General features: G+C 68.5%; 19 protein-coding genes. 10 read left to right on the forward strand and 9 right to left on the reverse strand.

What is annotated here, in order from left to right:
- Positions 1 to 73: 73 nt before the first annotated feature.
- The gene (locus tag ABEA33_RS01465) at positions 74 to 1,393 is read right to left on the reverse strand and encodes an MFS transporter (RefSeq protein ID WP_345524748.1); all 1,320 of its coding nucleotides are present in this window, start codon (positions 1,391 to 1,393) and stop codon (positions 74 to 76) included.
- 189 nt (positions 1,394 to 1,582) lie between these two features.
- Here ABEA33_RS01465 and ABEA33_RS01470 point away from each other — a divergent pair, with 189 nt between their 5' ends.
- Positions 1,583 to 2,860, forward strand: coding sequence for a calcium-binding protein (locus tag ABEA33_RS01470; protein ID WP_345524749.1), 1,278 nt, complete (start codon positions 1,583 to 1,585; stop codon positions 2,858 to 2,860).
- 58 nt (positions 2,861 to 2,918) lie between these two features.
- Here ABEA33_RS01470 and ABEA33_RS01475 read toward each other — a convergent pair whose 3' ends face one another.
- Entirely contained in the window at positions 2,919 to 3,362 is a 444-nt protein-coding gene (locus tag ABEA33_RS01475) for a nitroreductase family deazaflavin-dependent oxidoreductase (protein ID WP_345524750.1), read from the reverse strand.
- A 55-nt stretch (positions 3,363 to 3,417) separates the two neighbouring features.
- Here ABEA33_RS01475 and ABEA33_RS01480 point away from each other — a divergent pair, with 55 nt between their 5' ends.
- From ABEA33_RS01480 to ABEA33_RS01490, 3 genes are all read left to right on the forward strand, one after another.
- Positions 3,418 to 4,335, forward strand: a complete 918-nt coding sequence (locus tag ABEA33_RS01480; protein ID WP_425577286.1) for a 1,4-dihydroxy-2-naphthoyl-CoA synthase — start codon at positions 3,418 to 3,420, stop codon at positions 4,333 to 4,335.
- 187 nt (positions 4,336 to 4,522) lie between these two features.
- Entirely contained in the window at positions 4,523 to 4,783 is a 261-nt protein-coding gene (locus ABEA33_RS01485; RefSeq protein ID WP_345524752.1) for a hypothetical protein, read from the forward strand.
- A 51-nt stretch (positions 4,784 to 4,834) separates the two neighbouring features.
- Positions 4,835 to 5,611, forward strand: coding sequence for a hypothetical protein (locus ABEA33_RS01490; protein ID WP_345524753.1), 777 nt, complete (start codon positions 4,835 to 4,837; stop codon positions 5,609 to 5,611).
- Between the two features lie 60 nt (positions 5,612 to 5,671).
- Here the strand turns inward: ABEA33_RS01490 and ABEA33_RS01495 are convergent, their stop codons facing one another.
- Together ABEA33_RS01495 and ABEA33_RS01500 are read right to left on the reverse strand one after the other, a co-directional pair.
- Complete coding sequence (locus ABEA33_RS01495; RefSeq protein WP_345524929.1) at positions 5,672 to 6,115, reverse strand: site-specific integrase; 444 nt, start codon at positions 6,113 to 6,115, stop codon at positions 5,672 to 5,674.
- A 142-nt stretch (positions 6,116 to 6,257) separates the two neighbouring features.
- On the reverse strand, positions 6,258 to 7,586 hold the full coding sequence (locus ABEA33_RS01500; RefSeq protein WP_345524755.1) for a nucleotide sugar dehydrogenase: 1,329 nt from the start codon (positions 7,584 to 7,586) through the stop codon (positions 6,258 to 6,260).
- 135 nt (positions 7,587 to 7,721) lie between these two features.
- Here ABEA33_RS01500 and ABEA33_RS01505 point away from each other — a divergent pair, with 135 nt between their 5' ends.
- Genes ABEA33_RS01505 through ABEA33_RS01520 form a run of 4 tightly spaced genes read left to right on the forward strand, consistent with a single transcriptional unit; the run spans position 7,722 to position 12,590 of the window.
- Positions 7,722 to 8,918: an Ig-like domain-containing protein gene (locus ABEA33_RS01505; protein ID WP_345524757.1), complete on the forward strand. Its 1,197-nt coding sequence runs from the start codon at positions 7,722 to 7,724 to the stop codon at positions 8,916 to 8,918.
- Positions 8,919 to 8,952: 34 nt separating this feature from the next.
- On the forward strand, positions 8,953 to 10,791 hold the full coding sequence (locus tag ABEA33_RS01510; protein ID WP_345524758.1) for a fibronectin type III domain-containing protein: 1,839 nt from the start codon (positions 8,953 to 8,955) through the stop codon (positions 10,789 to 10,791).
- Positions 10,788 to 12,365: a glycosyltransferase family 2 protein gene (locus ABEA33_RS01515; RefSeq protein WP_345524759.1), complete on the forward strand. Its 1,578-nt coding sequence runs from the start codon at positions 10,788 to 10,790 to the stop codon at positions 12,363 to 12,365. The genes ABEA33_RS01510 and ABEA33_RS01515 overlap by 4 nt, the downstream gene beginning before the upstream one ends.
- Before the next feature lie 39 nt (positions 12,366 to 12,404).
- Positions 12,405 to 12,590, forward strand: a complete 186-nt coding sequence (locus ABEA33_RS01520; RefSeq protein WP_345524760.1) for an alpha/beta fold hydrolase — start codon at positions 12,405 to 12,407, stop codon at positions 12,588 to 12,590.
- 524 nt (positions 12,591 to 13,114) lie between these two features.
- Here ABEA33_RS01520 and ABEA33_RS01525 read toward each other — a convergent pair.
- Genes ABEA33_RS01525 through ABEA33_RS01535 form a run of 3 tightly spaced genes read right to left on the reverse strand, consistent with a single transcriptional unit; the run spans position 13,115 to position 15,060 of the window.
- The gene (locus ABEA33_RS01525; protein WP_345524761.1) at positions 13,115 to 13,954 is read right to left on the reverse strand and encodes an IS3 family transposase; all 840 of its coding nucleotides are present in this window, start codon (positions 13,952 to 13,954) and stop codon (positions 13,115 to 13,117) included.
- Complete coding sequence (locus ABEA33_RS01530; RefSeq protein ID WP_345524762.1) at positions 13,951 to 14,319, reverse strand: transposase; 369 nt, start codon at positions 14,317 to 14,319, stop codon at positions 13,951 to 13,953. The genes ABEA33_RS01525 and ABEA33_RS01530 overlap by 4 nt, the downstream gene beginning before the upstream one ends.
- 24 nt (positions 14,320 to 14,343) lie before the next feature.
- Entirely contained in the window at positions 14,344 to 15,060 is a 717-nt protein-coding gene (locus ABEA33_RS01535; protein ID WP_345524763.1) for an IclR family transcriptional regulator, read from the reverse strand.
- A gap of 499 nt (positions 15,061 to 15,559) precedes the next feature.
- On the opposite strand from ABEA33_RS01535, the gene ABEA33_RS01540 reads away from it, so the two are divergent.
- Both ABEA33_RS01540 and ABEA33_RS01545 read left to right on the forward strand, forming a co-directional pair.
- Positions 15,560 to 17,377 (forward strand): flavin-containing monooxygenase, encoded by a 1,818-nt coding sequence (locus ABEA33_RS01540; RefSeq protein ID WP_345524764.1) that lies wholly within the window; start codon positions 15,560 to 15,562, stop codon positions 17,375 to 17,377.
- 14 nt (positions 17,378 to 17,391) lie between these two features.
- Entirely contained in the window at positions 17,392 to 18,240 is an 849-nt protein-coding gene (locus tag ABEA33_RS01545) for an alpha/beta fold hydrolase (RefSeq protein WP_345524765.1), read from the forward strand.
- A gap of 195 nt (positions 18,241 to 18,435) precedes the next feature.
- Here ABEA33_RS01545 and ABEA33_RS01550 read toward each other — a convergent pair whose 3' ends face one another.
- Complete coding sequence (locus tag ABEA33_RS01550) at positions 18,436 to 19,056, reverse strand: maleylpyruvate isomerase family mycothiol-dependent enzyme (RefSeq protein ID WP_345524766.1); 621 nt, start codon at positions 19,054 to 19,056, stop codon at positions 18,436 to 18,438.
- Complete coding sequence (locus ABEA33_RS01555; protein ID WP_345524767.1) at positions 19,056 to 19,877, reverse strand: fumarylacetoacetate hydrolase family protein; 822 nt, start codon at positions 19,875 to 19,877, stop codon at positions 19,056 to 19,058. Before ABEA33_RS01555 ends, ABEA33_RS01550 begins: the two co-directional genes overlap by 1 nt.
- Position 19,878: the final 1 nt, after the last annotated feature.

Genomic DNA, 19,878 nt, shown 5'->3' on the forward strand with positions numbered 1-19,878 from the left:
AGGGAGCACGTGTCACAAGTCGCCCATATTAGGTATGAATCCGCCCCAGCGCCCATTTTCCGGCGAAAGGGTGCTAGGCGACCGACCGGATCCGGGTGACGAAGACCGAGCCCAGGATCGCGGCCGCGAACGCGCTCCCGTAGAGCACGCAGTAGCCCACCGAGAACCCGTCGCCGTTGGTCTCGGTGACGCCTCCGAGGCCCTCCACGACGATCAGGATCGCCGCCGCGATGCCGGGTGCGAAGACCTGCGGCAGCGCGTTGGCGATGTTGATGACGCCGAGGTCCTTGCCGCGGTCGTCGGCGCCGGGCAGCACCTGGGTGATCAGGGCGAAGTCCACCGACGTGTAGATGCCGTAGCCGAAGCCCATCAGCACCGCCGCGATCACGGCGGTCGGCCAGCTCTGGCCGACCGCGAGCAGCAGGGACGCGCAGCCGCCGACGACGCCCGACCAGATCACGAAGACCTTCCGCTTGCCTGTGCGGTCGCTCCAGATGCCGAAGGTCACCGCGGTCGCCATCAGCACGGCGGCGTACGTCGCGGTCAGGATCAGCACGCGGTCGGCGGCCTCGTCCTTGTCGAAGCCGACGACGTCCTGCATGTAGTAGAGGAGGTAGAGCAGGCCGAGTGCGTTGCCGAGGTTGACCAGGAACCGGGTGAGCCAGGCCCAGGCGAAGTCGGGGTGGGCGCGCGGCGAGACCCAGAACGACCGCAGGAACGCGCCCCAGTCGAACGCCGCCGGCCGCTCGTTGGCGGTGAGCGGGAGGTCGCGGGAGTCCAGGCAGTAGGGGATGGTCAGGACGAGCAGGAAGGCGGCGGTGACGAGGTAGCCGGCGGCGATGCTGCCGGTGGCCGACGCGATGCCCGTGCCGCCGACGACGCCGACGGTCTGGGCGATCGCCAGGATGCCGCCGACCTTGCCACGGGCGCTGACCGGGACCTGGTCGGGGATCGTCGCGGTGACGGCGGCGAGCATGGCGTTGAGCGAGGCCTGGACGCCGCACCAGCCGAGCACCATCACGACGACGGTGTCCGCGGCGGCCAGCACCACCAGTGACAGCGCGCCCCCGAGCGCGCCGGCGATCACCCAGGGCAGCCGGCGGCCGGCGCGCAGCGTCGTCCGGTCGGAGAAGGCGCCGAAGACCGGGTTGCAGATCACCGACGTCGCCGCGCCCAGGCCGAGCACCAGCGACAGGATCTGCTTCTTGCTGTCGGCGTCGATCGCCTCGGCCTGCTGGGCGAGCAGCACGGAGATCGGCCCGAAGAAGCCGGCCCACAGCCCGATGCTCGCCAACGTCAGGAACGCGACCCAGCGTCCGGGCGGGTTCTGGGTCGGCTCGGCCAGAGCCGAACGGCGCCCTGCTGATCGAGGCGGTGGTATGTCGGTGGTCACAGCCGCAGTGTGGGGGCAGGTCGACCTCGGTGTGGCCGTTTCCACGCTCGCGATCGCACCCGATGTAACGCAGCAGCCCCGGCTGACGCTCTGGTTGTCAGACGCAACCAATCTTGAAGGGCGGACGACATGCGACACGCACGATCTGAAGGAACCCGGAAGAGGGCATTGCTGCCGACGCTCGGAGCCATGGTGCTCCTGGGAGCCGGAGCCGCGACGTTCGCGTCCCCGGCATCGGCCGAGGACGCGCCGCTGTGCGGGACCACGCCGGCCACGATCGTCGTACCCGCCGGCACGACCACCCCGGTCGACGGCACCGCGGGCGACGACGTCATCTACGTCAACGGGACCGCGACGGTCAACGCCCTGGGCGGCAACGACATCATCTGCGAGGCGCCGGGCGCCACGGCCACCACCGGCGGCGCATGGGACGGCGGCGAAGGCAACGACACGATGACCACCGTCTCGGCCGCGCTGGTCGGAGGACCGGGCAACGACACCCTCACCGCGGCGTACTCGTCCATCGAAGGCGGTGCCGGCAACGACCTCCTCCGCGGCGGCTCGGGCGCCAACACGCTCTCCGGCGGCGAGGGCGACGACCAGCTGAGGGGCGGTGTGGGGGTCGACGAGCTCGACGGCGGTCCCGGCAACGACACGTTCACCACCAGCAACAGCGACAAGATCCTGGTCGGGGGCGCGACGACGACCACGATCGACGCGAGCGCCGGGACGATCGACGGCCCCGACGGAGCGGACACGTACACGTCCAACCCGACGATCGTGGCCCCCGGCGACACCAACGAGGTCTTCATCGGCAGCAGCCGGCCCGACAAGTTCATCAGCTACGGCGGCCACGACCGGGTCTACGGCCAGGGCGGCAACGACACGTTCACGGTCGTCCACGCGAAGCTGATCGACGGAGGGCCGGGCGCGGACGTCATCGAGGCCTGGTTCGGCGGCACCGTGAAGGGTCGCGACGGCAACGACACCATCCGCACCATGATGGAGACCAAGGACCTGCCGGGCGTCGTCGGCGAGCCCTACGACATCGACGCCGGCCCCGGAACCGACGTCATCGTTGCTTCGTCGAGCTCGACTGAGGGTGTCGTCAAGGTGCCGACCGTCGCGACCGACCGATGGACCGGCATCGTCCGGGGCGGCAAGGGTTCGGACCGCATCGAGTTCGGTCCTGCCGCCTACTCGGTGCGTGCGGACATGCTGACCAAGAAGGCCACCTGGGCCGCCGGCGAGATGACCCTGCAGGGCGTGCAGGACCTGTCGGGCACCGGCAACAACGATCGCCTACTGGGCAGCAACGAGAAGAACCGCCTGCTCGGCGGCGGTGGCAACGACCTGCTCGCCGGCCGCGGCGGCAACGACATCCTGACCGGTGAAGACGGTCAGGACGAGGTGCGGGGCGGTCCGGGCAAGGACACCTGCAGCGCCGAGGTCATCAAGGGCTGCTGAGCCTGACCAGCAGCCGATGAGCCGGCGGGGTCGAGGCTTCAGCCTCGCCCCTGCCGGCTCAGACGCGTTCGAGCAGGAAGACCGGGATCTCGCGGTCGGTCTTCTCCTGGTACTCGGCGTACGGCGAGTACTGCGCGACCGCACGCTCCCACCACTCGGCCCGCTCCGTGCCCTCGGCGACGCGGGCGCGGTAGAGATGCGGCTCTGGGCCGTCCTGGAGCTCGACCTCGGGGTGCTCGAGGAAGTTGTAGTACCAGGTCGGGTTCTCGGGCGTGCCGCCCTTGGAGGCGACCGCGGCGTACACGCCGTCCTTCTCGACCCGCATGACCGGGTTCTTGCGGAGCTTGCCGGACTTGGCGCCCTTCGAGGTGATCACCACGATCGGCCACTCCGGCTTGCCCTGAAGGATGTTGGCCTCCTTGCCGCCGGACGCCTCGTACTGCTCGACCTGGTCCCGGACCCACTGGGTCGGGCTGGGCTCGTACTCGCCTTCGAGAGTCATGCCCACCAGAAGACCACCCGGCGAGCTGATATTCCAGCGGCGATAGCGTGCGGCCATGAGCGCTATCGACAGGGTGTCCGAGATCTTCGACGCCGATGACTGGGACGCGGTGCCCGGCTTCGAGGACCTGACCGACCTGACCTACCACCGCGCCAAGGCCCACGGCACGGTCCGGGTGGCGTTCGACCGACCCGACATCCTCAACGCGTTCCGCCCGCACACGGTCGACGAGCTGCTTCGGGTGCTCGAGCACGCGCGCCGGTGGAGCGACGTCGGCTGCGTGCTGCTGACCGGCAACGGGCCCAGCGACAAGAACGGCAAGTGGGCGTTCTGCACCGGCGGCGACCAGCGCATCCGCGGGCGCGCTGGTTATCAGTACGCCGAGGGCGAGACGGCCGACACCGTCGACAAGGCCAAGCTCGCCCGGCTGCACATCCTCGAGGTGCAGCGGCTGATCCGGTTCATGCCGAAGGTCGTCATCTGCGTGGTGCCCGGCTGGACCGCCGGCGGCGGCCACAGCCTCCACGTCGTCTGCGACCTGACGATCGCGAGCGCCGAGGAGGCGCGCTTCAAGCAGACCGACGCCGACGTGGGCTCCTTCGACGGCGGCTTCGGCTCGGCGTACCTCGCCCGCCAGGTCGGCCAGAAGTACGCCCGCGAGATCTTCTTCCTCGGCGACGAGTACTCCGCCGAGGACGGCGTACGCATGGGCACGGTCAACCGCGCGGTCCCCCACGCCGACCTCGAGAAGGTCGCCCTCGACTGGGGCCGCAAGATCAACGGCAAGTCGCCGACCGCGCAGCGGATGCTGAAGTACTCCTTCAACCTCCTCGACGACGGCCTCGTGGGCCAGCAGCTCTTCGCCGGCGAGGCCACCCGCCTGGCGTACATGACCGACGAGGCCCAGGAGGGTCGCGACCAGTTCCTAGAGAAGCGCGAGCCCGACTGGTCGCCGTACCCCTGGTACTACTGATCTGGCGCGTTTGTGCAGGTCAGACCGGGTGGTGGCTCCCAAGTCCGCGTCTGGTTTCCGCAAAAGGTCCGCAAGGAGTCAACGGTTTTCCACGGTGTGACCTATTCGAGTGGACGGAACTTGTAGCCACGGGTACTTTGGTACTTGAGGTTCAACCCGGCACCTCAAGTCAAGGAGCTTCCCTGCCATGGCTACCGCTACTGCGCCCATTAAGGTCGACGCTGCGACAGACGAGCTCGTCTCGCACGCAGCTCACTTCATGTCCCGCTCGAAGAAGGACATCGTCGACGCTGCCGTGCGCGAGTACATCGACGCACACCGCGACGAGATCAACGCTGGCGTCAAGGCTGCCCTTGGAAAGCTGAACGGCACCGACGCGGCTGCTGTCGCCATGATGACCGGCCTGAGTGCGGACGAGCTCGCCGTCCTCGGCGGATTGCCGAAGTAGTTGCTCGACCCACGCGCCGACATCGTCGGACCTGGCCACTAGATTCGGAGCATGGCCTCGGATCCGATCAGCGTGCGCCCGACCAAGCGCTGCATCGGCGATCTCGGCGTCGACCTGCCGGATCTCGGTCTGCCGCTCAACGAGATCGCGCACCCGGTCATCGTCAGCGCGCAATCGCTGCCCGAGCAGAGGGACGCCGGCGGTGCCGAGCGCGTGGTTTCGCTGTCTGACCGCGTCTGGTTCAAGGTCAAGACCTCGGACCACCGAGCAGCTGCCACCGAGCTCGGTTCCAGTGAGGTCCCCGACTGGACACCTCCGACCCGGGGCGCTTGGTGGATCGGCGCTGCAGGTCGGCGGCAGGACGACAGCCCTCAGCGCGACTTCTGTGCCGCGCTGAAGCGCGAGTGCACGTCTGGCAAGTCGGTCACCACGGATCACTTGCTCCCCGGTGACTGGGACTGGAAGCGCTTGAGCGCAGAGCAGGCCGTGGCCTGGCGGCGCGCCATGAAGCGGATGGTCATCGGTCTGATCGCGACCTCGCTCAAGACCGGACACACCGCCGTCGCCGAGTTCCGCACCCATCGGATCATGGCGCTCGTGCGGGCCAGCAACGGCCACGAGGCGTATCTCGCCATCGTCGCCGAGGGCGTTCCCGACCCGCAGATCATCGCGCTGCTGCTGGACTGCGTCCCCGGCGTGGACCGAGACGACTGGCAGGCCGAGCCTTCGGCCGTCGCCGGAATGAACCCCGGGCCAGGCGAGGTCATCTGGTCGACTCTGTTTCCATCAGAGATCGCCAGCGCCATCCTCGACCGCGACGACGAGTGACCTGACCGCCTGCTGCATCAGGTCGCCGGCTGCCGCGCGAGTCCGGTCCTCTTCCGTCGGTCACAGATGGCTGTAGGTGTTTAGCGTGGTCGTCGCGGACGAGTGCCCGAGCGCCGCCCGCTGGACCGTCACGACGTCACACCCGGCGGCGATGAGCCCCGAGGCGTAGAAGTGCCGCAGGTCGTGAAGTCGCACGTGCGGCAGCCCGGATGACGTCCGCGTGGCTCGCCACCGCCAATCGATGTCATTGTCGTACATCGGCCCGTCGCCGACGGTGAACAGCCAGGCGTCGGACGGCGGATCATCGGGCAGGAACCTCTCGATGTGCGAACGCAGCATCGTGACGAGCTCGTCGGGCAGGTGCACGATACGCTCCGAGCCGTACTTCGGCAGTCGGGCAACGAAGGTCGAGCCGTCTCGCTGCAGTTGGCGCGACACGGTGAGACGACGCGGCGCGAAGTCGATGTCCCCGACTTGGACCCCAGCCGCCTCGCCTTTCCACAGACCCGCGAACGCGCGGAGAGCGAGGTCATGCTCGGACCTCGGTCAGGACCGGGGGCTCGCGATCTGCAGGTGCGACGTCGGAGTCACCACATCGACGACGACTGTCCGACTCTGCGGGGCAATCCTGTCGCTGGCGGTCCATCTAGACGCGGGTGCCGACCCCGGCTGGGAGCTGGTAGGTCGCGTCGAGGACAAGGCCGGCGTGGGCCAGCCAGTGGGTGTCCTCGCCAGGATGCAGGGTGTGTGCGATGACGAGGTCCCAGGCGCGGCGCCACGGTTGGTCGGTGCTGATAAGGACGCCGTCGTCGACCGCGATCACGTCGCTGCTGATCGCCTTGACGTAGGGGTCGGCATACGACACCTCGGCGCCGCTGCGGCGGAGCCGGTCGATGATCTCGAGCGCGGGCGACTCGCGAATGTCCGCAACGCCGGGCTTATAGGAGACGCCGAAGACGAGAACCCGGGCGCCGGCGAGGGCGGTGCCGGCCTCGGCGAGGACGTCGCGGGCGCGCTGCACGATGCGGCCGGGGCGGGCCGCGATCGCGCGCATGGTGGCGTCCACGACGGGCGCCTCGGTGCGGTCGGCGCGCAACTGCCAGAGTAGGTAGTGCGGGTCGCACGGGATGCAGTGGCCGCCGACGCCGGGGCCGGGGGTGAACCTCATGAAGCCGTACGGCTTGGTCGCCGCGGCGCCGATCACCTCGGTGACGTCGAGGCCGAGGCGCTGGCAGACGTCGGCCACCTCGTTGACGTAGGCGATGTTGACGGCGCGGAAGGTGTTCTCGTGGAGCTTGGCCATCTCCGCTGCCTCGGGCGAGGACACCTGGTGCACCAGCGGGGCGGTGCGGCGCAGCACCTCTGCCGCGCGGCGGGTGCAGGCGGGGGTGAGGCCGCCGACGACCCGCGGGGTCGCCTCGACCGGGAAGTCCACATTGGCGGGGTCGATCCGCTCGGGCGAGAACGCCACGAAGACGTCGACGCCCGGCTCCAGGCCACGGGCGCGCAGCGGGCCGTCGAGCAGGTCGCGGGTGGTGCCGACGTACGTCGTCGACGTGAGCACGAGCAGCTGGCCGGGACGGGCGCGCTCGACGACGGCCTGGCAGGCCGAGCTAAGCGCGGTCAGGTCGGGGGTCAGGTGGTGGTCTACCGGGGTCGGCACGCAGACGATGATCGCGTCGGCCTCGGCGAGCCGGTCCGCGTCGCCGGTGACGACGAACCGGTCATCGCCCTGGAGACCGGCCAGCCGGTCCAGGTCGCGGGGGAGCAGGTCGACCTCGCCGTGCGCGATCGCGGTACGGCGGGGCTCGCTCACGTCGTACCCGATGACGCGGCCGCCGCCGGCGACGAACGCCACGGCGGTGGGCAGGCCGACGTAGCCGAGACCGACCACGCCGAGGGTCAGCGTGTCGGTCGACGCGGCTGCGGTCGGGAGGGTGGCGCCGGCGGCTGGACGCTCCTGGGTCTGCGACATGAGTGCTGCATCGGTCGGCCCGACGCCCGGTTGAGCGAAATGCGGATCTGGAAACGGATCGTGAACATTTCTCAGGTCCCCGGCGGGCCGGGCCGATAGCACGGGGGACGACCCCTTCACAGGAGACCACAACCCATGACTTCCTTCCCGACCCGCCGTGTCGCCCTCGGCGTCGCCGCCACCGCGTCCGTCCTCGGCACGCTCACTGCGGTCGCGCCCGCCCTGGCGGCCAGCCCGTCGTATCCCGTCGTCTGTGCCAGTGCGCACGTCGATGCTTCCCGCAACCAGACGACCACGTTCGACCTGAGCTGCGAGGACGCCGAGGGCAACGCCGTCGACTCCTACGTGGTGCTGACCCAGCCCGCCAAGGCGCAGGCCTTCACCGTCGACGCGGCCACCGGTGCCGTGAGCTACCGGCCGGTGGCCGGTGCCCACGGCACTGACACCTTCACCTTCAAGGGTGTCGACGGTCTGGGCGAGAGCGCCCCGACCACCGCCGTCATCACGTTCGAGAACGAGCGTCCGACCTGCGCCGCCGTCGCCCCGATCGCCGTCGTCCACGACGACGCGGTCGTGGTCCCGATCGAGTGCATCGACGCCGATGGCGACGCGCTGACCGTGACGACCGGCACCACCGGCGCCTCACACGGCACCGTCAGCATCGCGGACGGCAAGGTCGTCTACACGCCGGCCGCCGGCTACATCGGCGCCGACACCTTCAGCTTGCGCGCCGGCGACGGCGGCCTGCTCTCGAGCGAGGTGAACGTCGCCGTCACGGTGACCAACGCCCGCCCGACCTGCACCAGCGTCTCCGGCTCGACGGTTCACGACCGCGCGAAGATTCTCGTCGCCACGTGCACCGACGCCGACGGCGATGCGCTCGCCCACTCCGTCGTGGCCGCGGCCCAGCACGGCACCGTCACACTCCAGGGCACCAAGCTGACCTACAAGCCCGCCACCGGGTACGTCGGCTCCGACACCTTCACCGTCGCCGCCACCGACGGCCTCGAGGCAGCCGTCCCGGCCCGCTTCACCGTGAAGGTCACCAACGCCATCCCGACCTGCAAGGGCGGCGGCAAGCTGGCAGCGAAAGCAAAGGCGAAGAGCCCGGTCAAGATCACCTGCCGCGACGCCGACCGCGACGCGGTCTCCGTGGTCGTGGCCGCCGCCCCGAAGCACGGAGACCTGGTCCGCAGGGGCAAGGCCTGGTTCTACGTGGCCGACAAGGGCTACCGCGGCAAGGACACCTTCAGCCTCAAGGGCACCGACGGCGTCTCCAGCAGCAAGGCGATCAAGTACGCCGTGACCGTCAAGCCCGCCCGCAAGCGCTGACCCGACACCGCCCCGCCCACCCAGGAGCACGTTCGTGTCGAAGGCATCCCGCATGATCACCTGCCTGGTCGCCGCGGCCGTCGCGGTCGCCGGACTCACCAATCCGGCGGCCGCGGCCCCGCGGCCGGCAGCGCCCAGCCGCCCCGGTCCCCTCACGGTCGCGGCGGTCACCCAGGATGGTGCGGTCGTCGACTTCGGCCGCTCCACTGGCGTCGGCCGGGTCAGCTACCGGATCCGAGCCGACGGCAAGACGGTCCACCGCAGCCGTCGCACCTCCCGGGTGAGGGTGCCGCTCCGGTGCGGCCGCACCTACTACGTCACCGCCGTCGCCGTCGACGGCCGCGGCCGGCGCTCGACGCCCTCGCCGGGCGCCAAACTGCGCACCCCTGCCTGCCTCGACCGGACCAGACCGTCCACGCCCGCCCGGTTGACCCCCGCGGCCCGCACCAGCACCACCGTTTCGCTGACCTGGCCGGCGGCCAAAGACAAGGTCGGCGTCACCGGCTACCTCGTCTACCGCGACGGCGTCCTCCTCGGGGGCGCGACCGGGCGGTCGTACGTCGCCCGCAACCTGCGCCCGAGCACGGCGTACTCCTTCTCCGTCCGGGCGCGCGACCGCGCCGGCAACCGCTCGAAGCCGGTCGTCCTGCGAGCCTCGACCACCGCACCGCCGCAGGCCACCGGGGATGTTCGGGCCTACGTGCTCACCAGCGACGACGACTCCTTCGCCGACGCGCAGCAGCACTACGAGCAGCTGGACCGGGTCTTCCCGACCTTCTTCACCATGACCGCCGCCGGCGACGTCATCGGCACCGGGCGGCCCACGCTCACCACCTGGTTCCAGGACCGCGGCGTGCTGGTGCTCCCGCGCTTCCACACCGAGGACACCGCCGCCATCGAGGCCCTGGTCACCGACCCCGTCGCCCGCTCGTACGGCGCCCGGCAGATCGCGGCCGTCGTCGCCGCCGGCGGGTACGACGGCGCCAACCTCGACCTCGAGATGACCATGCCGCCTACCGGCACCGGCGGCCTGACCCAGGCCCAGCGCTGGGACCGGCTGCGTTACGGCTACACCGTCTTCGTGGAGGAGGTGGCCGCGCTCGTGCACGCCGGGGGCGGGCTGGTCTCCGTCGCCGTCTCGCCCAACTGGTGCACGCGCACCGACCCTGCCACCCGCGAGGTCCTCTACTGCACCGACTCCGCGTCCACGAGCACCCGGCGCGGCCGCGCGTACCTCTTCGACTACGCCCGCCTCGGTGAGGTCGTCGACGAGCTCTGGGTGATGGCATGGGGCCTGCACTGGGCCACCAGCGACTCCGGCCCGGTCGCCGACGTCCGCTGGCTCGAGGCGGTCACCGACTACTACGCCGACCTCTTCGAGGACCGGCCCGACCTGAGGGCCAAGCTGACCCTCGGGACCAACCTCTACGCGATGGACTGGTCTGAGTACGTGCTTCGCGCCGACCGGATCAGCTGGCCTGGGACCGCCTTCCCGGCGGCCCCGACCTGTGCCGACTCAGCCCGCGCGGCCCGCGCCCGGACGTCGTACGACGGTCTGCCCGGGGAGGGTGTCCTGGTCATCGACTGGATCTGCATCACCCGCTATGCCGCAACGTGGGAACACCGCGACGTCGACCCTACGAAGTTCACGGCGCAGGCCTTCGACGAGGCGTCCGCCGAAAACGTCCTGACCGCGCCTGACCCGGTCCGGCCCGGTGCCCAGCGGGTCCTCTGGTACGTCGACGTCCGTACCATCAAGCGCCGCGCGGCCCTGGCCGCGGCCGAGGGCTGGCGGTTCGGGTTCTGGCGCCTCGGCCGCGAGGACCAGGACATCTGGGCCATCGACGCCCTCCAGGACGGGAGCCTGTCGTGACCTCGCTGCTCGAGCCGGAGCTCGTAGCGCCGTCCTCGCCGACGCCCGCCGCCCCGCGCGGGATCCACTGGGGCCACCTGCTCTGGCGGGTCACCGTCGTCGCGTACGCCGCCGCGCTGCTGGTCTTCGTGCTGTCGCTGAAGGTCGACGACGCGCTGGCCGCCAACGTGGTGCTCCAGGTCTACGGCTACCTGTTCGCCGCGTACCTGCTCACCCGCATCGTGGTCGCCTCGCGCTACCGCCCCGACACGACGACCGTGCCCGACGAGCTACTGCCGACGCTCGTCATCGCCGTGCCGGCGTTCAACGAGGAGGCGCACGTCGAGGACACCATCGACGCGCTCTTCCGGGTCGACTACCCCGCCGAAAAGCTGCGCGTGGTCGTCGTCGACGACGGGTCCAGCGACGGCACCTGGGAGCGGATCGTCGCCAGTGGCGTCCGGCACCCGCTGATGGACGGCATCAGGTTCTCCCGCAATCGCGGCAAGCGGGCCGCGATGGCCGCCGCCGTCAGGGCCTCCGACCGGGCCGACCTGGTCGTCTTCGTCGACTCCGACTCTGTCCTCGAGTCGCAGGCGCTGCGCGAGCTGGTCAAGCCGTTTCTCGGTGACCCGACCGGCCGAGTCGGCGGGGTCACCGGCCACGCCGATGTCCAGAACCCCGGCACCAACCTGCTCACCCGGCTCCAGCAGGTCCGCTACTTCGCTGCGTTCCGAGTCATCAAGGCCGCCGAATCGCGGTACGGCGCGGTCACCTGCGCGTCCGGCTGCTTCTCGGCGTACCGCCGCTCCGACCTGCTCGAGGTGCTCCCCGAATGGGAGAACCAGCGCTTCCTCGGCCAGGAGGCCACCTTCGGCGACGACCGCGCGCTCACCAACGCACTGCTGCGCCGCCGCCGCGAGGTGCGTTACCAGTCGACCGCGGTCAGCGCGACGCTCGTCCCCGACCGGTGGCGGGCATTCCTGCGTCAGCAGCTGCGGTGGAAGAAGTCGTGGCTACGTGAGACGCTCTACGTCGTCCGCTTCGCCTGGCGGTGGCCGCTCGTCGCCTCGCTCGGCGTCTATGCCAGCGTCGCCTTCCAGCTCCTCGGCCCGCTCGTCGCGCTCCACTCGATCGTGCTGCGCCCGCTCTTCTGGGGCGGCTCGCCCTGGCTCTACATGATCGGCCTCCAGGTCGTTGCGGTGCTCTACGGCCTGCTATACGCCGGTGTGAAACGGAGCCCGCACTGGTGGGGCGGCATCGCGTACGCGTTCGTCTACTCGGCTGTCATCAGCTGGCAGATCTATTGGGCGATGGTGACCCAGCGAAACACCTCCTGGGGCACCCGCTCGTCGAACGTCTCGAACGAGGGCGAGCCGCTCGCCGTCGCCGAGGTCGTCGGCGATCCCGGCGATACCGGCCTCCCCCTCCTGTGTGCTCCCGGTCGCCGCGTGCTCTCCATTGAGGATGCCGCCGTCGCCGAGCGTCAGCCAGTTTCTGACTGGGGCGTCGCCACCACCCGCGACTGGGTCACCGGCGTCCTTGCCGTGCCGCTCAGTGCGCTGCCCGTCCTGTGGTGGATCTTCTGGCGATAGGCCAGCGACGCCGACCGCCGTCACCGACAGCCTGCGCACATGGACCTCGCTAGCCGTCTGAGCGTGACCGTCCGCGGCCCGGTCGACGCGGACCCCATCGTGTTTGTGCACGGCTTCGGCTGCGGTCAGCACATGTGGCGCCACGTAGCGCCCGCATTCGAGAACGACAACCGCATCGTCCTGTTCGACCTGCCCGGCTCCGGCTATTCCGACCTGTCCCTGTAAGACGCAGAAGCGTGTCCTTCTCGGCTGGCACAAGCTCCGGACAGGTCGACCGGCCAGCCCAGGGACCGTCAGTCGCGGTTGAGATCGAACCACACCTCGTTACCGGCCGACCCCCTCGTCGGCTTGTTCTCCACCAAGTCGAGGGGACGCGCCCGAGCGGTGACTGTAGCCGTCTTCGGCTCTCGAGCGGCGCGGCATGACGTGACCGCCTGACGCAGATGTCAGGACTACAACTGACCGGTAGCGCCTGAAGACGGGCGGCGCCAAGCCGCTCAGTCAAGCGGTCTCGCAGCTCACGCGTAAGCCGCTCAACGGTGGGTCCCGTCCGCCCCATCTCGCCGCACAGCGCGTCGAGGCAGCAGGCCGCGACCCGGCGGCCGAGCCATAGCGACGTCGATCGCGAGGGTGGCAGACCAAAAACCTTGAGGGCGTTCAGCGTCTTGAGGTTGACCCCGATCGGTGGACACCGGTTTAGGCGGCTTCTGCCGCCGGGGTGTTGGGCTCTTCGAAGGCTACGGGACTGATCATCTCGATCGATGAATGGCGCCTTCGACGGTTGTATGTCTCCTCGATCCAGCGGCCCACGCCGTGGTGGGCTTCGTGCTTGGTCGCGAAGTGTGGCGGTTGTAGTACTCGTGTTTCAGCGTGGACCAGAACGACTCGATCTGGGCGCTGTCCCAGCACACGCCGGTGCGTCCCATCGATACCCGGGCGCCGACCTCCTCAGCGGCTTGGGCGAGTTGGTCCGAGGTGTACTGGCTGCCGCGATCAGCATGGAAGATGACCCCGTCCACGTCGTGTCCACGCATCGTGCCAGCACGACGGAGGGCTCTCTCGACGACGTCGGTGTGCAGGGTCTCGGCGATCGCCCAGCCCAGCACCCGTCGCGAGCAGCCATCGCGCACCGCGCACAGGTACAGCCACCCCTCCCCGGTGCGTAGGTAGGTGATGTCGGAGGTCCAGACCTGGTCGAGGCCACCACGGTCGAAGACTCGCCCGACGAGGTCGGCGATGGTGTGCACGGCGCCGTCGCTGGTGGTCGTGACGAGATGCCACGTCGCGGGACTGATGCCCGCCACACCGGCTCCTCGCATGAGCTTCGCGACAGTCTTGACGCTCACGACCTCGCCGGCCTCGCGTGGGTCGGCCAGAATCCGTGGTGCCCCGTAGACCCCGTTCGACTCGCCGTGAGCATCGATGATCTTGGTCGTCAGATCGACCTGACGGGCCTGCCTGGCGGTGGGCCCGACCGCGACCCGCCGGGCCCACTTGTAGTAGGCGGACCGGGCAACGCCGAGGAGGTCGATCATGCGGGTGATCGGATAGTTCGTCTTTTCCGCCTCGATGAGCTCGTACTTGCTCACTGGGTCTGGTTCTCCGACGCGAAGAAGGCTGCTGCCTTTTTCAGGAACTCCCGATCCCGACGCAGCTCGGCGACCTCGACTCGCAGCCGGGCCAACTCGGCCTGAGGATCGGCATCAACCGCCGTCGGCGGGTCATCCATCCGGGCCCGCTCCACAGCGACCCACCTGCCCAGCAACTGCGAACCGACACCGATCTCGGCCGCGACATGAGCGATCGGCCGATCCGTATCGATCACCAACCGCGCAGCCTCGCGCCGGTACGCAGCCGTGTACGTCTTCCGTCGTGATCCCACAAGGACATCCTCCACCGCCCAGGCCACAGGACCCGAGCCATCAAGATGTCCACCAGATGGGGTCAACCTCACAGGAGTCGTACAGCCCAGTGGGGGTTACTGCAGCGAGCCGGTGATGCTTGTGGCGGTTCGTCCGACCTCGCGTGCGACGTCAGATGCTGGGTCGAGCTGCTCTTCTAGACGTAGCCCGGAGATGTTGACGGCGCCGACGACCGTTCCAGAGCGATCCGACACGGGCGAAGCGATGGCACTGACCCCGGGGCCGAGGCTATCGCGAATGAGAGCAACATAACCGGCGTCGCGAATGCTATCCAGACGCTCTTCGACTGCGGCGTAGCGATCTTCGCCGATCCGCTCACATCCCTCGTCCCGGCCCATGCGTGCAAGCATGGCAAGCCCGGTGGCGCTGGTATCGAAGGGTATCCGCGCGCCGATCGCCGTCATCGAGTTCAGCGGCGAGTCCTGGGTCCAGAACCTGTCGATTAGAACGATGTGATCGGTGACGGGCACAGCCAGAGAGACCAGCCACGGATGACCGACGGCAATGCGCCGGTGCAGGTCCATGGCGAACGCCGGTGCGGTATTGGCGAAGGCGGACGAATCCAGGTACGACATCGCGAGGTCGAGCGTGCCCGCGCCGAGCCTCCAGCGCCCTTCGCTCTCGATCACCATCCCGCACGCCTCCAGAGTCCGCAGCAGTCGATAGACGACGGTGCGCTCGATGCCTACTCGAAGGCTGATCTCACGGGGGGTCTGCGGCGGTTGGGCTCTGAGGCCGTCCAGCACCTCGTTGGCCCTCACCACCGACTGCACGAGTGTTCGTCGGTCCCCCAAGTGCGTTTGCTCCCTCAGATGTCTTGACGGCGGGTCGTCTGCTTTATAACGTCCAGTTTTACATACACACAGAACGTGCGCAATGCGCACAGCAAGAGAAGTGGTGATGAACGCCGAGACGGTCGGACAGCCATGGTCGAGATGAGGTGATAGGGGCGATTCCGAAGACGGCGACCACGTCAACCACAACATCTGAGGCCCCCTGGGTCGTCCATCGCGGTTAGCAACGTTCGTCTGTCTGAAACAGCGCCGCCCACTCATTCCAGAAAGAGATTCTGAATTGACCGCCGTACTGAATCCTCCGCCCGCGACTCTGGCGGAGGCGAGTGACGAGTTCCTTCAAACCGCGCTCGAGGAGGCGGAGCTGCCAGCGTTGTTGTGCGCACTTGCGCACGCCACCGGTGATCTGAGCCTCCTCGAGGGGTCGGTACGTCCTACTGGCGGGCCGCTCGGTGCCCTGGTCCCGATGCAGGGCGGCATGTCGGTCGAAGCCCAGAAGGAGGCGCGGCGCCGCATCCTTCACACGTTGCGGCGGCTGCGCGACACAGAAGTGACTCCGCTGGATCTGACAGCTCCGTCGGTGCTGCGGGAGCTGCTGACCTTCGTCACTGGCCCGGTCGATGACAGTTACGTGCCGCTGATGGCACACGAGCTCGGTCTTCCTCGCGACGCGGGGGAGCCGCAATGGAACGTCCACGACACACGTCCTGGCGCGAAACTGCGGGCCGCGGTGATCGGTGCCGGAATGTCGGGCATGGTCATGGCACACCGGCTGCGGCAGATCGGCGCGGACGTGGTGGTCTTCGAGAAGAACGACGACGTCGGTGGCACCTGGTTGGAGAACGTCTACCCCGGGTGTCGGCTCGACACCACCAATTTCGGGTACAGCTATTCGTTCGCCCAGGTGGCTGACTGGCCCCAGCAGTACTCGCCCGGGCCAGCGATCCTCAGGTACTTCCAGCGGGTGGCGAACGATCTCGACCTGCGTCAGGTCGTCCGGTTCAACACCGAGGTGAACCGACTGGAGTATGACGAGCAAGCCGGCACATGGGCGGTCACCACGCGAGCGAACGGCACGACGGAGACCATCGAGTCCGACATCGTCGTCAGCGCGGTGGGCCAGCTCAACCAGCCCAACATCCCCGGCATCGAAGGACTCGACGGCTTCGACGGTCCCGTCGTGCACACCGCACGGTGGGACTCGTCGGTGGACTTCACTGATAAGCGCGTCGTCGTGATCGGCACCGGGGCCAGTGCTTTTCAGGCGATCCCTCACCTCGCCGAATCTGCAAGCCACACCACCGTCCTGCAGCGCACCCCGCCGTGGATGCTTCCTGCGCCCGACTACCAGACCGCCATCCCCCAGGGCCTTGGGTGGCTGTTGCAGAACGTGCCGCACTACCACCGCTGGTACCGCTTCCAGCAGTTCTGGATGACCGTGGAGGGCCGTCGGCACTACGTCACCGTCGATCCGGCCTGGGAGTCGCCGGTGTCGGTGTCGGCGCAGAACGAAGAGCTGAGGCTCGCGCTGGAGGGCTACCTCCACGAGCAGTTCGCCGACCGTCCCGACCTGCTTCCCCACGTGATTCCGGACTACCCGCCCGGCGCGAAAAGGATGTTGCGCGATGACGGCACCTGGGCTCGCACGCTCAAGCGCGACGACGTCGACCTGGTCGTGGAGCGGATCGACCGGATCGAGGCGAACGGGGTCCGTACGACGGACGGCGCGCTGCACGAGGCCGACGTCATCGTGCTCGGCACAGGATTCCGGGCCTCTGAGTTCCTCAGCCCGATGACCGTGGTGGGTCGTGGCGGGGTCGAACTTCGCGAGGCGGGAGGCACCGATGTCCGGGCCTACCTCGGGGTCACCATCCCCGGGTTCCCCAACCTGTTCTGCCTGTACGGGCCTAACACGAACCTGGTCGTCAACGGCAGCATCGTCCTGTTCTCGGAGCTGGGCACCGAATACATCATCGGGTGCCTGCGGATGCTCACGGAGCGGGGCGCCCAGGCCATGGAGGTGGCGCCCGCCGTGTTCGAGGCCTACAACCAGCGCATCGACGAGGCGAACGCGCTCATGGCGTGGGGTGCCTCGGGGGTCAACAGCTGGTACAAGAGCGCGTCGGGACGCGTGTCGCAGAACTGGCCACTCACCGTCGTGGACTACTGGGAGATGACCCACGACGTCCGCCCGGAGCACTACATGTTCTCGACTCAATCGGGATCTAGTAGCGAGGGCCATCAACAGAGTCCAGGGTCGGGGGCGCCTCGCGCCGCTCGCGGGGTGGAACGATGACAGCGTCGGCGCGCGTGTCCGACGTCGAGCATGGCTTCGTCGATGTCGGTGGCATACGTACGAGTTGCTATGCGGCCGGCGATCCGACTGCTACGCCGGTCCTCCTCCTTCACGACGGAGCTTGGGGCGCCGACGCGATGCTGTCGTGGGGGGATGTCATCTCAGATCTAGCAGCGGACCACCGTGTCGTGGCACCCGACCTTCCCGGGTTCGGACAGACAGACAAGGTCGTCATGTTCGGCCGATCACCCTACGAGCACCGGCTGCGTCACATCGCGGGTCTTCTTGAGCAGCTGGACCTGAATGGTCCGGCGCATGTGGTGGGCACCTCGTTCGGTGGGTCGTTGGCGCTGCGAGCGGCGTTGGGTTCGGCGTGGCCGATGGCGAGCGCCACGAGCGTGGCCGGCACGGGCGGACCGTGGCGGGTCGACCTGGCCAAGCAGTTGCTCGCCGACCTGGAACCGGGCCGCAACTACATCGCTCGTGTCGTGGAGGTGTTGACCAACACCACCTCCGGTCTCGACGACCACATCGACCGACGCTACGAGAACTCCCTCATCCCAGGCCACTACGCGGCCATGGTGTCGCCCAGGCTGAAGCATCCGGACGCAGCGCCGACTGCCGTCCACGACGACTATCCCGCGCGTCTCGCCGACGCGACCGTCCCGATCTCCGTGATCACGACCAGGCAGGACCAGCTGGTGGAACCCGACTGGCCACGCCATGTGCAGGCGGTAGCACCGAATGTGGCGTTCCACCAGATGGAAGGACCGCACTCGCCGAACATCACCCACCCGAATGAGGTGGCCGCCGCCTTGCGTGTGATCTTCAGCGACGCGCGGGGAGCAAACTCCGAGGTCTGAGCGCTCCCTGTCCCCTCAGCAAGCCACGAGCGCCACAAGTCGTCTCGACGGGTGGCGCCTCGTGGGTGGTGACGTGGAGGAGCTTTCGCTGACGTGAGAGCCGCGAGCCGGGACCTGGCTGTGCGCCCCACCCCAGCCTCGTTCGTAAAGCTCTGCATCGCCCAGCCCGATCTGTCGATGCTCCGCCATTGTCTCTCAGAGCCACGGTCCGAGGTCAGGAACGTCGGTCAGCCCATGGGGACGGCCGGCTAGGTAGCCCGCGATGTCGGGCAGCGGGCCCACCGGGACGAAAGGCAGTCCCCTCTTCGCAACGATGTCCTCGACAAGCGCAGCGAGGAACTCCTCGGCGAGATCGGCAAAGGTCACCCCTGTGCCTAGATCGATCGCGTGGACGCACACCTCGCGAGCCCGCAGCCACGGGATCTCGGTCGCCGCAACGGCGCGACCTTGGGCAGTCAAGACCTCGGCTGACCAATCCTCTTCGTCTAGCTTGCTCATCGCCGTAGCGAGCGCCTCCGCGGAACGGGCCAGCCGCCGCTTCAGCTCCTCAGCGGGCAATCGAGATCCCGCCTCGATGTCAGCACCGCGCTGGTCAGGGGAGGAGTACATCGGGGTCCGCTGACCGGTTCGGGCCCAATGGACGAGGTTGCCGAGAGCATCGGCATTGGCTGCGACGTGCGCGATGACGTGCTTGCGGGTCCAACCCGGTAACCGACTCGGCTCCGACATCGACGCGTCGCCGAGCGACGCGACGGCTGCGTTCAGCGTCGCGGTTCCGCTGTCGACCCAGGTCAGCGAGTCATGAAGGGTCCGCATCAAGAATCCGTGACGACCTGGTTGGTGCACGCACCGATGCCGGCGATCTCGGCCACGACGGTCTCGCCTCCGACGAGGTAGGTCTGAGGGTCGCGAGCGTGCCCGACACCGGCAGGCGTACCCGTCGCAATCAAGTCGCCCGGATTGAGCGTGATCACGGTGGAGACGTACTGCACCAGGGCGACCGGATCGAAGAGCAGGGTTCCGGTGTCGTCGTCTTGCATGATCTTGCCGTCTACCGTCGTCGAGACGCGCAAGGCGGGGCGCACGCCGCCGACCTCGTCGGGAGTCACCAGCCACGGGCCCACCGGCGTCGACGCTTCCCAGATCTTGCCTTGGGTCCACTCGACGGTCCGGAACTGCCAGTCGCGAACCGAGATGTCGTTCATGACGGTGAATCCGGCGATTGCATCGGCCGCCTCACTTTCGGTCGCCCGGCGTACTCGTCTGCCGATCACCACTACCAGCTCCACCTCCCAATCAAGCGCGTCCGTCTCGGCGGGCTTGACGATGGGATCGTTCGCGCCGATCAGCGTCTCGGCGAACTTCGGGAAAAGTGTCGGGTAGATCGGCAGTTCGCGCCCCATCTCTTGGATGTGGTTGCCGTAGTTGTGGCCGACGCAGATCACCTTCGACGGCTGCACGATGACTGGCGCGAAGTCCGCATCCTCTGAGGCAAAGGTCGGGGCGTCCGCGACCGGATCGGGACTGCCTGCAGCGAGGTAGGGGCCGAGGTCGTCGTAGCCGAGGTCGACGAGCGTGCCGCCCTCTAGCTTGACGGCACGGGTGCCGGACTCGGTGCGGATCGTGGCAAGCTTCATG

Source organism: Nocardioides endophyticus (assembly GCF_039543845.1).
Classification (GTDB): domain Bacteria; phylum Actinomycetota; class Actinomycetes; order Propionibacteriales; family Nocardioidaceae; genus Nocardioides; species Nocardioides endophyticus.

Coding starts and splice junctions, on each gene's coding strand:
- ABEA33_RS01470 (WP_345524749.1), top strand. CDS start 1,583: ATGGTGCTCCTGGGAGCCGGAGCCGCGACGTTCGCGTCCCCGGCATCG.
- ABEA33_RS01475 (WP_345524750.1), bottom strand. CDS start 3,362: ATGACTCTCGAAGGCGAGTACGAGCCCAGCCCGACCCAGTGGGTCCGG.
- ABEA33_RS01480 (WP_425577286.1), top strand. CDS start 3,418: ATGAGCGCTATCGACAGGGTGTCCGAGATCTTCGACGCCGATGACTGG.
- ABEA33_RS01485 (WP_345524752.1), top strand. CDS start 4,523: ATGGCTACCGCTACTGCGCCCATTAAGGTCGACGCTGCGACAGACGAG.
- ABEA33_RS01490 (WP_345524753.1), top strand. CDS start 4,835: ATGGCCTCGGATCCGATCAGCGTGCGCCCGACCAAGCGCTGCATCGGC.
- ABEA33_RS01500 (WP_345524755.1), bottom strand. CDS start 7,586: ATGTCGCAGACCCAGGAGCGTCCAGCCGCCGGCGCCACCCTCCCGACC.
- ABEA33_RS01505 (WP_345524757.1), top strand. CDS start 7,722: ATGACTTCCTTCCCGACCCGCCGTGTCGCCCTCGGCGTCGCCGCCACC.
- ABEA33_RS01520 (WP_345524760.1), top strand. CDS start 12,405: ATGGACCTCGCTAGCCGTCTGAGCGTGACCGTCCGCGGCCCGGTCGAC.
- ABEA33_RS01540 (WP_345524764.1), top strand. CDS start 15,560: ATGTCGGTCGAAGCCCAGAAGGAGGCGCGGCGCCGCATCCTTCACACG.
- ABEA33_RS01550 (WP_345524766.1), bottom strand. CDS start 19,056: ATGCGGACCCTTCATGACTCGCTGACCTGGGTCGACAGCGGAACCGCG.
- ABEA33_RS01555 (WP_345524767.1), bottom strand. CDS start 19,877: ATGAAGCTTGCCACGATCCGCACCGAGTCCGGCACCCGTGCCGTCAAG.